The sequence below is a fragment of the Streptomyces sp. NPDC096048 genome, from assembly GCF_044763415.1.
GTDB lineage: Bacteria > Actinomycetota > Actinomycetes > Streptomycetales > Streptomycetaceae > Streptomyces.
This window is the reverse complement of the sequence record NZ_JBIWGG010000002.1, coordinates 231,898-247,390: the sequence shown is the minus strand read 5'-3', so window position 1 is coordinate 247,390 and position 15,493 is coordinate 231,898. Positions and strand designations below refer to the sequence as shown.

Annotated in this window: 10 protein-coding genes; all 10 read left to right on the top strand. The window is 71.9% G+C overall.

Translation table 11 applies throughout. The features are described 5' to 3' along the window. Window positions 1-37 precede the first annotated feature (37 nt). The 10 genes from mreC (at window position 38) to rplU (ending at window position 15,484) form a co-directional block, all read left to right on the top strand. Window positions 38-1,030 (top strand): rod shape-determining protein MreC, encoded by a 993-nt coding sequence (gene mreC, locus ACIQ6R_RS05590; protein WP_404177654.1) that lies wholly within the window; start codon window positions 38-40, stop codon window positions 1,028-1,030. Window positions 1,031-1,042: 12 nt separating this feature from the next. After that, a complete protein-coding gene (mreD, locus tag ACIQ6R_RS05585; protein ID WP_404177657.1) occupies window positions 1,043-1,714 on the top strand; it encodes a rod shape-determining protein MreD in 672 nt (223 codons plus the stop codon). An 82-nt stretch (window positions 1,715-1,796) separates the two neighbouring features. Beyond that, window positions 1,797-4,106 (top strand): penicillin-binding protein 2, encoded by a 2,310-nt coding sequence (gene mrdA, locus ACIQ6R_RS05580; RefSeq protein WP_404219610.1) that lies wholly within the window; start codon window positions 1,797-1,799, stop codon window positions 4,104-4,106. Beyond that, a complete protein-coding gene (gene rodA / locus ACIQ6R_RS05575) occupies window positions 4,103-5,302 on the top strand; it encodes a rod shape-determining protein RodA (protein WP_404177660.1) in 1,200 nt (399 codons plus the stop codon). Before mrdA ends, rodA begins: the two co-directional genes overlap by 4 nt. Before the next feature lie 91 nt (window positions 5,303-5,393). Next, entirely contained in the window at window positions 5,394-7,337 is a 1,944-nt protein-coding gene (locus ACIQ6R_RS05570; RefSeq protein ID WP_404177663.1) for a TIGR03960 family B12-binding radical SAM protein, read from the top strand. Window positions 7,338-7,388: 51 nt separating this feature from the next. Beyond that, window positions 7,389-8,456 carry a hypothetical protein gene (locus ACIQ6R_RS05565; protein ID WP_404218926.1) on the top strand — a complete coding sequence of 356 codons (1,068 nt, stop codon included), beginning with the start codon at window positions 7,389-7,391 and terminating at the stop codon, window positions 8,454-8,456. A gap of 48 nt (window positions 8,457-8,504) precedes the next feature. After that, entirely contained in the window at window positions 8,505-9,281 is a 777-nt protein-coding gene (locus tag ACIQ6R_RS05560) for a TIGR03936 family radical SAM-associated protein (RefSeq protein WP_404218923.1), read from the top strand. A 274-nt stretch (window positions 9,282-9,555) separates the two neighbouring features. After that, the gene (locus ACIQ6R_RS05555; RefSeq protein ID WP_404218921.1) at window positions 9,556-13,704 is read left to right on the top strand and encodes a ribonuclease E/G; all 4,149 of its coding nucleotides are present in this window, start codon (window positions 9,556-9,558) and stop codon (window positions 13,702-13,704) included. A gap of 194 nt (window positions 13,705-13,898) precedes the next feature. Next, entirely contained in the window at window positions 13,899-14,960 is a 1,062-nt protein-coding gene (locus ACIQ6R_RS05550) for an iron-containing alcohol dehydrogenase family protein (protein WP_404177675.1), read from the top strand. A gap of 203 nt (window positions 14,961-15,163) precedes the next feature. Beyond that, window positions 15,164-15,484 carry a 50S ribosomal protein L21 gene (rplU, locus tag ACIQ6R_RS05545; protein WP_007449531.1) on the top strand — a complete coding sequence of 107 codons (321 nt, stop codon included), beginning with the start codon at window positions 15,164-15,166 and terminating at the stop codon, window positions 15,482-15,484. Window positions 15,485-15,493 lie beyond the last annotated feature (9 nt).

Sequence of the window (15,493 nt, the reverse complement as noted above, 5' to 3'; positions counted from 1 at the left end):
ATTCCCGAATTCGACGAGGAAGGCACGGCCGCCGCACGTGAGGGACACGAAAGAGAGCCGGCTGCTCCTGGTGCTGCTGATCGCCATCGCGTTCGCACTGATCACGGTGGACATCCGCGGTGGGGAGGACTCCCCGGTCGACGGTGCCCGGCAGGCCGCGGCGGGCGTCTTCGGTCCGATCGAGAACGGGGTGTCGTCCGCGGTCGACCCGGTCGGCAACGCGGTCTCCGCGATCCGCGACTCCGGAGACCGGCACGACCGGCTCTCCGAGCTGGAGACGCAGAACGCGGCCCTGAAGGCGAAGCTCGGCAGCGACGAGCGCGGCCGCAGCCGCCTGAAGCAGTTCGACAAGATGCTCGGGCTGGCCGGCGCCGGCCAGTACGGCATCAAGGGCGCCCAGGTCATCGCCATAGGAGCCGCGCAGGGCTTCTCCTGGACCATCACCATCGACGCCGGCGCCGACGACGGCATCAAGCGCGACATGACCGTCCTCAACGGCGACGGCCTCGTCGGACGCGTGACCACCGTCGGCCCCGGCACCGCCACCGTGCTGCTCGCCAACGACCCCGACTTCACCGTCGGCACCCGGATGGAGGCCGGTGACGAACTCGGCTTCGCCTCCGGCCAGGGCGGCCGGCCCCTGCGCGTCGAACTCCTCAACGGCAAGGCCGACGTCAAGAAGGGCGACCGCCTGGTCACCTTCGGCTCCCAGGCCGACAAGCCGTTCGTGCCCGGCGTGCCCGTAGGCGTCGTCTCCCGCATCGACCCCTCCGGCGGCGACCTGACCCGCACCCTCGACGTCACGCCGTTCGTCAGCTTCACCAAGCTCGACATCGTCGGCGTCGTCGTCCAGGCCCCCCAGAAGGACCCGCGCGACACGGTGCTCCCGGACAAGCCGAAGCCGAAGCCCACGCCGACCGTCACGGTGACCGTGACCCCGTCCGCCGGGGCCGGCACCGACGGCCAGCCGCAGAACGAAGAGAACGAGCAGAACCAGCAGACCGAGCAGAACCAGCAGAACGAGCAGTAGGAGTCTCACCCCATGCGCGTCAACCGGATCCTGCTGTCCGTCGCCCTGGTCGTCGTCGCCCTGGTGCTCCAGGTGAGCGTCCTCGCCCGCCTGCACCTGCCCGGCGCCGTCCCCGACCTGCTGCTCCTCACCGTCCTCGGCCTCGCCCTGGTCTACGGCCACGTCGGCGGTGCCCTCGTCGGCTTCGGCGCCGGACTGCTCGCCGACCTCGCCCCGCCCGCCGACCACGCCGCCGGCCGCTACGCCCTGGTGCTCTGCGTCATCGGCTACCTCGCCGGCCTCGCCAAACCGGAGAACGGCCGGCTCAGGACGGCCACCGGCCCCATGGCCGTCGTGGTCGTCGCCGCCCTCGGCACCACCCTGCTGTACGCCGGCGTCGGCGCCCTCGTCGGCGACACCGCCGCCCGCCATGTCGGTTTGCCCAGCCTGCTGTTCACGGCCGCCCTGTACGACCTGCTGCTCGCGCCCTTCGTCGTCCCCGGCATCATGGCCCTGGCCAGGCGCGCCGAGAACGACCCGCTGGCCGAGACCAACTCCGCCGGCCAGAAGACCGACATCGCCTCCGGCTGGCTCTCCGGCGGCACCGGCCTGCGCATCGGCAACCAGCGCAACGGACTGCGGGTGAAGGCGGCGCGGGCGCGGGTCGCCCGGGCCGGACGCATCAAGGGGGTCAAGCGGCTGTGACGACGCGGCAGCACACGAAGCGGCCGTGCGCGACGCGGCCGTACCCAAGGACCACGCACCGCACGAGGGGGAGGCAGCCGCGGTGACCAACATCCCCGAGACCGGCCGCAGCACACGCGTCCAGACCCGGCTCGTCGTCATCCAGATCCTCGTCCTCTCCCTCCTCGGCACCCTCGGCGGCCGACTCTGGTACCTCCAGATCCGCCAGGGCGACGAGTACGCCAAGGAGGCCTCCGGCAACCACGTCCAGCAGGTCGTCCAGCCCGCGCCCCGCGGCTCGATCCTGGACGCCCGCGGCGTGGCGCTCGCCGACAACGAGACCCGCCTGGTCGTCTCCGCCTCCCGCACCGACCTGCTCAAGATGAAGGACGACGGCAAGGCCGTCCTCACCAAGCTCGCCGGGGTCCTGGGCATGAAGCCCAAGGACGTCATGGACAAGGTCCGGCTGTGCGACGCCGAGACCCCCCAGCCCTGCTGGAACGGCTCGCCCTACCAGCCGATCCCCGTCACCGACGAGGCCACCCCCAAGCAGGCCCTCCAGATCCGCGAACGAGCCGAGGACTTCCCCGGCATCACCGCCGAACCCGAGGCGATGCGCCGCTACGCCGCCCCCGGCAAGTCCAACACCGCGCAGGTCCTCGGCTACCTCTCGCCCGTCACCGACGAGGAGATCAAGAAGGCCCAGGACACCGACTCGCCCTTCCTGCGCTCGGACCAGGTCGGCCGCTCCGGCCTGGAACGCCAGTACGACAAGGCGCTGCGCGGCAAGGCCGGCGTCACCCGCTACGAGGTCGACAACCTCGGCCGCGTCATCGGCGAGGCCGAGTCCGACCCCGGCGTGCCCGGCTCCAACCTCGTCACCAGCATCGACGCCCGCGTCCAGCGGGTCGCCGAGTACGAGCTGAACGAGGCGATGAAGGAAGCCCGCAAGCAATACGACGACAACACCGGCGAGAACTACAAGGCCGACGCGGGCGCCGTCGTGGTGATGGAGGCCAAGACCGGCCGCGTCGTCGCCATGGCCTCCAACCCGACGTACGACCCGAACGCCTGGGTCGGCGGCATCGACGCCGCCGACTACAAGAAGCTCACCGGCAAGGACTCCAACTACCCGCTGCTCAACCGGGCCACCCAGGGCCAGGCGGCCCCCGGCTCGATCTTCAAGGTGATCTCCACGTCCGCCGCCGTCGAAGCCGGCTACGACTTCAACGGCGGCTACGACTGCTCCAGCTCCTACTCCGTCGGCGGCCAGGTCTTCAAGAACTACGAGTCCGCCAGCTACGGCTCGATCGACCTCGGCCGCGCCCTGGAACTCTCCTGCGACACCGTCTACTACCGCCTGGCCCACCAGGAGTGGAAGAAGGACGGCGGCATGAAGCCGAAGAACCCCAACGACTACTTCTACGAGGCCGCCCACGAGTTCGGCCTCGGCAAGAAGACCGGCATCGACCTCCCCAACGAGGTCACCGGCCGCGTCCCCGACCGCCAGTGGAAGCAGGACTACTGGGAGGCCAACAAGGACGCCTGGTGCAAGTCCGGCAAGAAGGACGGCTCCTACGTCGAGAAGATCGCCTACGAGAACTGCCTCGAAGGCAACAAGATGCGCGCCGGTGACGCCATCAACTACTCCATCGGCCAGGGCGACACCCTCACCACCCCCATCCAGATGGCCACCATCTACGCGGCCATCTCCAACGGCGGCACCCTGTACGACCCGACCATCGGCAAGGCGGTCATCAGCCCCGACGGCAAGGAGATCCGCCCGATCGAGCCCAAGTCGCACGGCAAGCTGCCGATAAGCAAGACCACGCTGGCCAAGATGGACGGCGCCCTCGAAGGCGTCGCCACCCGCGGCACCGCCGCCTGGCGGTTCGCGCAGGACGGCTGGCCGCAGGACAAGATCCCGATGCACGCCAAGACCGGTACGGCCGAGGTCTACGGCAAGCAGACCACCTCCTGGTTCGCCACGTACACCGACGAGTACTCGATCGTCATGACGATCTCCCAGGGTGGTACCGGCTCCGGCGCCTCCGGTCCCGCCGTCCGCAACATCTACGACGCGCTGTACGGCGTCTCGGACGACGGCGAGGTCGACCGCAAGAAGGGTCTGCTGCCCGAGCCGCAGGCGAAGCTGCCGACGATCAAGGCGGACGGCACCATCCCCGCCCCGAAGATGTCCAAGGACGCCGTCAAGGACCTGCAGCCGAAGGAGAAGGTCTCCCCGGAGGAGGAGTACGCCCCCGTCGAAGAACCGGGACAGGGAGCGACGACGCCGACGCAGAACGGGGACAACCGCGACACGCGCCGGCACCGACGACGCGGCGGCGCGGGCCGGCGCGGCGGCCGAACCCGCGGTGCGGGCGGAAGCGGAAGCCGGAGGACGCGCGCATGACCGGTTCCAACAGCTTCCAGGTCTCCGGATACGGACCCGAGAAAGCCGGGTGGACCCGACTCCTCGCCCGGGACTCGATGGCGCGCCGGCTCGACTGGCCGATACTGCTGGCCGCCGTCGCGCTCTCGCTGATGGGCTCGCTGCTCGTCTACTCCGCGACCCGCAACCGCACCGAGCTCAACCAGGGTGACCCGTACTACTTCCTGACCCGGCACCTGCTGAACACCGGCATCGGGCTCGCCCTGATGATCGGCGTCATCTGGCTCGGCCACCGCGCCCTGCGCACCGCCGTGCCGGTCCTCTACGGCGCGTCCGTCTTCCTGATCCTGCTGGTGCTCACCCCGCTCGGCTCGACCATCAACGGCGCCCACTCCTGGATCAAACTCCCCGGCGGCTTCTCCCTTCAGCCCTCGGAGTTCGTGAAGATCACGATCATTCTGGGCATGGCGATGCTGCTGGCCGCACGCGTCGACGCGGGGGACCGGCCGAACCCGGACCACCGGACCGTGCTCCAGGCCCTGGGCCTGGCCACCGTGCCGATGCTGATCGTGATGCTGATGCCCGACCTCGGCTCGGTCATGGTCATGGTCATCATCGTGCTGGGCGTGCTGCTCGCCTCCGGCGCCACCAACCGCTGGGTGTTCGGACTGATCGGCGCCGGAACCGCCGGCGCGCTCGCCGTCTGGCAGCTCGGCATCCTCGACGACTACCAGATCGCCCGCTTCGCCGCCTTCGCCAACCCCGAACTCGACCCCGCGGGCGTCGGCTACAACACCAACCAGGCGCGCATCGCCATCGGTTCCGGCGGCCTCACCGGCTCCGGCCTCTTCAACGGCTCACAGACCACCGGCCGCTTCGTACCCGAACAGCAGACCGACTTCGTCTTCACGGTCGCCGGAGAGGAACTGGGCTTCCTCGGCGCCGGTCTCATCATCGCCCTGCTCGGCGTGGTGCTCTGGCGCGCCTGCCGGATCGCCCGCGAGACCACCGACCTGTACGGCACGATCGTCGCCGCCGGGATCGTCGCCTGGTTCGCCTTCCAGACCTTCGAGAACATCGGCATGACGCTCGGCATCATGCCGGTCACCGGCCTGCCGCTGCCCTTCGTGTCGTACGGCGGCTCGTCGATGTTCGCCGTATGGCTGGCGGTCGGGCTGCTCCAGTCGATCACGGTACAGAGACCGATGTCCGCCTGAGCGCGGGCCCGCGGGACGGGCGGTACGGGGGACCTCCTTCGCCGGGTTAGGCTGGATGGTCCCCCTTGTCAGCACACGAAGGTTCCGTGAGATGCCTGCCGAAGCCGCCGAGTCTGTGAAGTCTGTCTTTCCGCAGCTCGAAGCTCTGCTCCCGCATGTGCAGAAGCCGATCCAGTACGTCGGCGGAGAGCTCAACTCCACGGTCAAGGACTGGGAATCCTGTGACGTCCGCTGGGCCCTGATGTACCCGGACGCCTATGAGGTCGGTCTGCCCAACCAGGGCGTCATGATCCTCTACGAGGTACTCAACGAGCAGGAAGGCGTCCTCGCCGAGCGCACCTACAGCGTGTGGCCGGACCTGGAGGAGCTGATGCGGGAGCACACCGTCCCGCAGTTCACCGTCGACAGCCACCGTCCGGTGAAGGCCTTCGACGTGTTCGGCCTCTCCTTCTCCACGGAGCTCGGCTACACGAACATGCTGACCGCCCTGGACCTGGCCGGCATCCCGCTGGAGTCCAAGGACCGCGGCATCGACGACCCGGTCGTGCTGGCCGGCGGACACGCGGCCTTCAACCCCGAGCCGATCGCCGACTTCATCGACTGCGCTGTCATCGGCGACGGCGAGCAGGCCGTCCTGGAGATCACCGCGATCATCCGCGCCTGGAAGGCCGAGGGCCGCCCCGGCGGCCGCGAGGAACTCCTCCTCCGCCTGGCGAAGACCGGCGGCGTGTACGTCCCCGGCTTCTACGACGTCGAGTACCTCCCCGACGGCCGCATCGCCCGCGTCGTCCCCAACCGCTCCGGCGTCCCGTGGCGTGTCTCCAAGCACACCGTCATGGACCTCGACGAGTGGCCCTACCCCAAGCAGCCCCTCGTCCCGCTCGCCGAGACGGTCCACGAGCGCATGTCCGTGGAGATCTTCCGCGGCTGCACCCGCGGCTGCCGCTTCTGCCAGGCCGGCATGATCACCCGCCCGGTGCGCGAGCGCTCCATCACCGGCATCGGCGACATGGTCGAGAAGGGCCTCAAGGCCACCGGCTTCGAAGAGGTCGGCCTGCTCTCCCTCTCCTCCGCGGATCACTCGGAGATCGGCGACGTCGCCAAGGGCCTCGCGGACCGGTACGAGGAGGACAAGATCGGCCTGTCCCTCCCCTCCACCCGCGTCGACGCCTTCAACATCGACCTGGCCAACGAGCTGACCCGCAACGGCCGCCGCTCGGGCCTCACCTTCGCCCCCGAGGGCGGCTCCGAGCGCATCCGCAAGGTCATCAACAAGATGGTCTCGGAGGACGACCTCATCCGCACCGTCGCCACGGCGTACGGCAACGGCTGGCGCCAGGTGAAGCTGTACTTCATGTGCGGCCTGCCCACCGAGACCGACGACGACGTCCTCCAGATCGCCGACATGGCCACCCGCGTCATCGCCAAGGGCCGCGAGGTCTCCGGCTCCGGCGACATCCGCTGCACCGTCTCCATCGGCGGCTTCGTCCCCAAGCCCCACACCCCCTTCCAGTGGGCCCCGCAGCTGTCCGCCGAGGAGACCGACTCCCGCCTGCAGAAGCTCCGCGACAAGATCCGCGGCGACAAGAAGTACGGCCGCTCCATCGGCTTCCGCTACCACGACGGCAAGCCCGGCATCGTCGAGGGCCTCCTCTCCCGCGGCGACCGCCGGATCGGCGCCGTCATCCGCGCCGTCTACGACGACGGCGGCCGCTTCGACGGCTGGCGCGAGCACTTCTCCTACGACCGCTGGATGGCCTGCGCCGACAAGGCCCTGGAGCCCTTCGGCGTCGATGTCGGCTGGTACACCACCCGCGAGCGCGGCTACGAGGAGGTCCTCCCCTGGGACCACCTCGACTCCGGCCTCGACAAGGAGTGGCTCTGGGAGGACTGGCAGGACGCCCTCGACGAGACCGAGGTCGACGACTGCCGCTGGACGCCGTGCTTCGACTGCGGGGTGTGCCCGGCGATGGACACGGAGATCCAGATCGGCCCGACCGGCAAGAAGCTGCTGCCGTTGTCCGTGGTCAAGTAGGGCCGCACAGCGCGACGCCGCGGGATCCGGATCGGGTCTCGCGGCGTCTTCATGGGCATGGTGGATCTGGAGAAGGCGCCCGGTGCGGGCCCGCGGGAGGAGTCGGCGCGGCGGTCGGACGCCGAGGGGTGTCTGGTCGTGGCGATCCGGATTCCGGTGCGGATCGTGGTCCTGGTGCTGGTCGTGCCGGTGCGGATCGTGTGGGACGCGCTGGTCGTCGCCGGGCGGGTGCTGCGGGACACGGTGCTGCGGCCGTTCGGGCGGGCGCTGGCGTGGCTCGGGCGGGCCGTCTTCGTGTGGCCGCTGGTCGGGGTGTGGCGGTATGTCCTCGTGCCGCTGGCCAAGGGGGTCGCCTGGCTCGGGAACGTGCTGCTCGTCGTACCGGCGGTGTGGGTGTACCGGTGGCTGCTGACGCCGGTCGGGCACGGGTTCGCCTGGTTCCTCGCGGGTGTGGGCGCCGTGTTCGCCGCCGTCGGGCGGGGGCTGTACGCCGGTCTCGCCAGGCTCGCGCGGTATCTCGTCGTCGTACCGGCGGCGTGGTTCTACGCCTGGGTGCTCACTCCGGTCGGACACGCCCTCGCCTGGTGCGGCAGGGGGCTGCTCTGGTGCCTGGGCATGGTCGTCACCGGCGTGGGCACGGCCCTGTACTGGACCGTCCGGGTGCTGCTGGTGCTGCCCGCCCTCGCGCTGTGGTGGTGGGTGCTCACGCCGGTCGGCCGGGTGCTCGCCGTCATCGGGAGGGAGGTCTGGGACGCCCTCGGGCACGCCTGGCGGATCGCGGGGTACGTCTCGCGCGCCGTCGGGCGGTTCCTCGGCACCCTCTTCCGGTGGACCGTCGCCGAGCCGGCGCGATGGGCGTACCGGAGCGTCCTGACGCCGGTGGGGCACGCCGTGCGGGACACCGTCCTGCGGCCGCTCGCCGAGGGCGCGCGCGGCGTGGGGCGGGCGGCCCGGCAGGCGCTCGACTCAGCCCGGCTGTCCGTGCGGCAGGCCCGCGCCGACGTGCGCCGGATGCTTTTCGGGGAGCCGGTGAAGGCACGGCCGGTGGCCCGGCGGGAACCATCCGCGGCCGAGGCACGTACTCTTGGTAGTAGTACGACCGCTCTCACGAAGGACTGAACGACACTGGGCAAGCGACAGCCCGAAGGCCCGCCGCCCGTACCCGCGGTGCAGCGCATCCGACTGCGTTACACCAAGCGCGGCCGCCTCCGGTTCACCAGCCACCGTGACTTCCAGCGCGCCTTCGAGCGTGCCCTGCGCCGCGCCGAGGTGCCCATGGCGTACTCGGCGGGGTTCACGCCGCACCCGAAGGTGTCGTACGCCAATGCCGCACCCACCGGCACGGGCAGTGAGGCGGAGTATCTGGAGATCGCGCTCACCGAAGCGCGCGACCCGGAGCGGCTCAGGCTGCTGCTCGACGAGTCGCTGCCCACCGGGCTCGACATCGTGGAGGCGGCCGAGGCCCGGACCTCGGGACTCGCCGACCGGCTGACGGCTTCCGTGTGGGAGCTGCGGCTGACCGGTGTGGAGTCCGCGGAGGCCGAACGCGCCGTGGCGGCCTTCAACGCGGCCCCGGCCGTGGAGGTCCAGCGGCGGACCAAGAACGGCGTCCGTACCTTCGACGCCCGTTCCGCCGTTGCGCACCTCGAGAGCGTCACCACGCACGGTTCGCCGGCTGATAGGCCGACCGACCAGCCCTGTGCGATACTGCGGCTGGTTGTTCGGCACGTGACGCCTGCCGTACGACCCGACGACGTCCTGTCCGGTCTTCGCGCCGTGGCCGACCTGGCGCCGCCGGTCCCCGCAGCGGTGACCAGGCTGGCGCAGGGGCTGTTCGATGAAGAGACCGGTGCGGTGACCGACCCGCTCGCGCCCGACCGCGAGGCAGAAGCGCCCGAGCCGCAACCGGCCGCCGCTTCCGCCGCCGCGAAGGCACCGGCGTAAGGAAGGTTCCGCTCAGGGACGGACGTCGTAGCGCCGCCCTCGAACTCGGGAGCCACCTGGGTCGGGCAGCGCACCGACCACAAGACTTTCGCCAGGCCGTGCACGACAAGGGGTACGGAACCGGCGAGACAAGACACGGAGAGCTTCCGAGCGGCGCCCGCGCCCCGGACGGCGGCGACCGCGCATCGCGCGAGCCGCGGACGTCACCGGCGGTCGACATGATCGATGCCGGACCAGGCGCGGCGCCCGGGAGCCTGACGGGAGAAACCCCCGCATGCTCGAACCGACCGAACCCACAGAGTCCTCCACCACCTCGACGGACTCCGAATCGAACACCCCCAGCGACACCCTGCCGCCGCGCCGTCGGCGCAGGGCCGCGTCCCGTCCGGCGGGCCCGCCGTCCGGTGCTCCCGAGGCGCAGGCGGAGACCGTCGCGCCGGCCGTGGTGACCGACGAGGCCGAAGAGGCGGTAGCCGAGACCGCCGCCGAGGTGCCCGAGGCGGCTCCGGAGCCCGCGTCCGCAGGCCGGCCGCGACGCCGTGCGGTGCGCCGCGCCTCCGCGCCCGCCGGGGCCCCGACGACGGCGGAGACGGCCGAGACCGTCGTACCGGCGTCCACCGCCGCCGAGACGCCCGCCCAGCCCGAGCCGGCCGCCGAGCCCGCCGAGGACGCCGCTCCGCGCCGTACCCGGCGTCGTGCGACGCGCAGTGTGACCGCGCCGGCCGAGTCGGTCGGCGAGGAGGCGTCCACCGCTTCGGTGACGGCCGCCGCGCCCGCCGAGGCGCCCGCGCCCGTCGAGGCCTCCGCAGCCGCCGAGGCGCCCGCGCCCGTCGAGGATGCCGCTCCGCGTCGTAGCCGGCGTCGTGCGACGCGCAGTGTGACCGCGCCGGCCGAGTCGGTCGGCGAGGAGGCGTCCACCGCTTCGGTGACGGCCCCCGCGCCCGCCGAGGCCCCCGCGCCCGCCGAGACCGAGGACGCCGCTCCGCGTCGTAGCCGGCGGCGTGCCACGCGCAGTGTGGCCGCCCCGACCGGCGGCTCGCCCGCCGACACCAGCGCCGAGGTGAGCGAGTCCGCCACGGCCCCCGAGACGCCGGAGAAGACCGAGAAGACCGCCGCGCCCGCCGAGTCCGCCGAGCCCGTCGAGGAAGCCGCTCCGCGTCGTGCGCGCCGCCGGTCCACCCGTAAGGCCGCCACCGGTTTCGCCGCGCCGGCGCAGACCGCGGCCTCCGACGACGCGGATGCGCCCAAGCGCCCGTCGCGTCCCGCCGTCGCGGTGTTCCAGGCGCCGGTGTTCGCCGAGCCCCAGTTCCAGACGCCCGAGCGGGCCGCCGCCGAGGCCGCCGCCGAGGCGGCCGGGGCCCAGCCGGAGCAGGCGCCGCAGGAGACCGAGGAGCTTCCGGAGGAGCAGTCCGCCGGGTCGCGTCGCCGCCGCAAGCGCCGGGGCGCCGCCGCCGAGGAGGCCGCCGAGGAGCGGGCCACCGCCAGCGTGAAGCGGGACGAGCCGGAGGCCGAGGCCCAGGCCGGGACGGACGCCGACGCCGACTCCGACGCCGACGAGTCCGGCGAGGACCACGACGACGCCGAGGGCTCCGAGGACTCCGGTTCGCGCCGCCGCCGTCGCCGGGGTGGCCGCCGCCGTCGCCGGGGCGATGCCGCCGAGGGCGACTCCGCCGACGGCGACGAGTACGCCGAGCAGGCCGACCGGGCCGATCAGGACGCCGCGGACACCGCCGAGCAGGCCGAGGAGGACGCCGAGGAGGGCGAGGACGCCTCGGACGAGGGCGGCGGCTCCAGCAGCAGCCGTCGCCGCCGTCGCCGTCGTCGCCGTGCCGGGGACGGCTCCGGTGACGCCGAGTCGTCGTCCGCCGCCGACGACCCGGAGCGCACCGTCGTCAAGGTCCGCGAGCCCCGTCCCCCGCGGGAGAAGGGCGAGCCGTCCGACGAGGTGCAGTCCATCAAGGGCTCGACCCGCCTGGAGGCCAAGAAGCAGCGCCGCCGGGAAGGCCGTGAGCAGGGACGCCGTCGCGTCCCGATCATCACCGAGGCCGAGTTCCTGGCCCGCCGCGAGGCCGTCGAGCGCGTCATGGTCGTCCGCCAGCACGGCGAGCGCACCCAGATCGGCGTCCTGGAGGACGGCGTGCTCGTCGAGCACTACGTCAACAAGGAGCAGGCCACCTCGTACGTCGGCAACGTCTACCTCGGCAAGGTGCAGAACGTGCTGCCGTCGATGGAGGCCGCCTTCATCGACATCGGCAAGGGCCGCAACGCCGTCCTGTACGCCGGTGAGGTCAACTTCGAGGCCCTCGGCATGTCCGGCGGGCCGCGCCGCATCGAGTCCGCCCTCAAGTCCGGCCAGTCGGTCCTCGTGCAGGTCACCAAGGACCCGATCGGCCACAAGGGCGCCCGCCTGACCAGCCAGATCTCGCTGCCCGGCCGCTACCTGGTCTACGTGCCCGAGGGCTCGATGACCGGTATCAGCCGCAAGCTGCCCGATACCGAGCGGTCCCGGCTGAAGACCATCCTCAAGAAGATCGTCCCCGAGGACGCGGGCGTCATCGTGCGCACCGCCGCCGAGGGCGCGAGCGAGGACGAGCTGCGCCGCGACGTCGAGCGGCTCCAGGGGCAGTGGGAGGAGATCCAGAAGAAGGCCAAGAGCGGCGGCAGCTCGAACGCGCCCACGCTGCTCTACGGCGAGCCGGACATGACCGTCCGGGTCGTGCGCGACATCTTCAACGAGGACTTCACCAAGGTCGTCGTCAGCGGTGACGACGCCTGGCAGACCATCCACGGCTACGTGTCGCACGTGGCGCCGGACCTCGCCGACCGGCTGTCCCGGTGGACCAGCGAGGTCGACGTCTTCGCCACGTACCGGATCGACGAGCAGCTCGCCAAGGCGCTGGACCGCAAGGTCTGGCTGCCGAGCGGCGGTTCGCTGGTGATCGACCGGACCGAGGCGATGGTCGTCGTCGACGTCAACACCGGCAAGTTCACCGGTCAGGGCGGCAACCTCGAGGAGACGGTCACCAGGAACAACCTGGAGGCGGCCGAGGAGATCGTGCGCCAGCTGCGGCTGCGCGACCTCGGCGGCATCATCGTCATCGACTTCATCGACATGGTGCTGGAGTCCAACCGGGACCTGGTGCTGCGGCGCCTGCTGGAGTGCCTGGGCCGCGACCGTACGAAGCACCAGGTCGCCGAGGTGACCTCGCTGGGGCTCGTGCAGATGACGCGGAAGCGGGTCGGGCAGGGGCTGCTGGAGTCGTTCTCCGAGACCTGCGTCCACTGCAACGGCCGTGGCGTCATCGTCCATCTGGACCAGCCGACCGCCGCCGGTGGTGGCGGCGGTGCCGGCAAGCGCCGCAAGCGGGCGCGGGCCGGCGGCGGAGAGCAGCCGCACGAGCACGAGGCCGTGGCCGGCGTCGAGACCGGTGTGACGGCGGAGCAGGAGGCGGACACCGAGTCCGAGTCCGAGGTCGCCGCCGAGGCGGCCGAGCCGGTCGCCCTCCCGGCGCCCGACTTCAGCGCGGACGAGGAGCTGTACAGCAGCGCCGCCGAGGCCGAGGCCGCCGCCACGCGCGGTCGTGGCCGGCGTCGTTCCAGCCGGCGGGCGTCGGCCCCGGCGGGCGCCCCGAAGGCCGCGAAGGGCGAGGCCCGGCGCGCCGAGGCCCCGACCGCGCAGGACGTCACGGTCCAGGAAGAGGTCGAGCGTCCGGTACGGCAGGAGTCCGCCGCCGAGGTGCTCGCCGAGCCCGCCGCCGTCGAGGACGCCGTCTCCGGTGCCCCGGCCCCGGTCACCGAGGAGGCCCCGGCCGCTGCCGAGGCGCCGGCCGCCGAGGAGGCCGCGCCCAAGGGCCGTACCCGCCGTCGGGCCACCCGGAAGGTGTCCGCACCGGCCGGTTCGCCCGCGGGTGCCGAGGCCGCCGTGCTGACGGTCCCGGAGCAGGCCGCCCAGGCCCCGCGGGCCGAGCAGGCGCCTCAGGAAGCACCGGCGGCTGCCGAGGCCCCCGCTGAGTCGCCCGCCGAGAGCGCCGCCCCGGCGCGTCCGCGGCGCCGGGCCGTGCGCAAGCCCACCACGTCCACCGCGTCCGAGGAGGCGGCCGTCATGGTCGTCCCGTCGGCCCCGGCGGAGAACGCGGGCGAGACCGCGGCCGTGGCGGAGGCCGAGGCGGACGCCGCCGAGGAGACCGCTCCGGCCAAGAAGGCGGCGGCCCGCAAGACGGCCAAGAAGGCGACGGCGAAGAAGGCCGCCACCAAGAAGACCGCGACCAAGAAGACGACGACCGCGAAGAAGACCACGGCCAAGAAGGCGGCCAAGACGACGACCGCCAAGAAGGCCACGGCCAAGAAGACGGCGTCGAAGAAGACCGCGGCGGCTGCCCAGCAGACGCCGTCCTCGGTCACGGCCGCCACCGACGAGGGCTGATCCGGCCGTCTGTCGCAGCACGTGTGGTCCTGTCCGGCTCGGAATCCGCTCGGATTCCGTTCGGCCAGGACCATACGTTTCGGACCACACGTTTCGGACCACACGTTTCCCCGGACGTCCCCGGGCGCATCATCACCGGACAGCCGGGCCACCGCCCGTCCCCGCCGACCCGCCCCGCGAGGAGAGAAGATCACGTGCCGGTACTGACGAGGCTCATCCCCTCGCCGCTCGTAGTGGACATCCGTCCGGGCGCGCTCGACGACCTGGCGAGTGTCCTCGCGGACCAGCGGATCTCCCAGTCCGGAAAGCTCGCCGTGGCGATCAGCGACGGCTCGGGAGCCCGCCTGCGCCGGAGACTGGCGCCCTCCCTGCCCGGCGCCGACTGGTTCGAGGTCGGCGGCGGCACCATCGACGACGCGGTGCGGCTGGCCGACGGCATGAAGGCGAGCCGCTACGACGCGATCGTCGGCCTCGGCGGCGGCAAGGTCATCGACTGCGCCAAGTTCGCCGCGGCCCGGGTCGGCCTGCCCATGGTCGCCGTGGCCACCAACCTCTCCCACGACGGCATCTGTTCACCGGTGTCGATACTCGACAACGACGCCGGCCGCGGCTCGTACGGTGTGCCGACGCCCATCGCGCTCGTCGTCGACCTCGCGGTGATCCGCGAGGCGCCGATCCGCTTCGTGCGCTCCGGGATCGGTGACGCCGTCTCCAACATCTCCGCGGTCGCCGACTGGGAGCTGGCCCACCGGGTCAACGGCGAGAAGGTCGACGGTCTCGCCGCCGCCCTGGCCCGGCAGGCCGGCGAGGCGGTGCTGCGCCACCCCGGCGGCTGCGGCGACGACGGGTTCCTGACCGTGCTGACCGAGGGCCTGGTGCTGTCCGGCATCGCCATGTCGATCGCCGGGCACACCCGGCCCTCCTCCGGCGCCTGCCACGAGATCAGCCACGCGCTCGACCTGCTGTATCCGAGGCGCGCGGCGAGCCACGGGGAGCAGGTGGGCATCGGCGCCGCCTTCGCGACGTATCTGCGCGGCGACCACGAGGGCTCCCTGCTGATGGCCGGGACGCTGCGCCGGCACGGGCTGCCCGTGGTGGCCCAGGAGATCGGGTTCGACGACGAGGAGTTCGTGCGGGCCGTGGAGTTCGCGCCGCGGACCCGGCCCGGCCGGTACACGGTCCTGGAGCATCTCGACCTGTCGCCCGCGCGGGCCAAGGAGGCGTACGCCGAGTACGTCGCGGCGGTCGCCGGCTGAGGCCCGGGGGCCCGGTTTGACCCCTGTCGTGCGGCCCCGTAATCTTGAGCGTCGGCGTGTCGACTGACGCGTCACATCCCCGTAAACCTTTCTTCCTTCCGGGTGCGGGCCCCGACGGGCCCCGGCCGGGAGAGGCCGTTCGCGTGTTCACCGGGCGGCTGGACTGCGGGGGTGCCGTTCCAGAGCGAGAGAGTGAGATCCGCGTGTACGCCATCGTGCGCAGCGGTGGTCGCCAGCACAAGGTTGCTGTCGGCGACATCGTTGAGGTTGACAAGATTTCCACCGCCCAGGTCGGCGACACGGTCGAGCTCTCGACCCTGCTCGTCGTTGACGGCGACGCTGTGACCAGCGACCCGTGGGTGCTGGCCGGCATCAAGGTCCAGGCCGAGGTCGTGGACCACCACAAGGGCCAGAAGATCGACATTCTGCGCTACAAGAACAAGACCGGCTACCGCCGTCGTCAGGGCCACCGCCAGCAGTACACGGCGATCAAGGTCACTGAGATCCCCGCGGCCGCGAAGTAAGGGACTGAG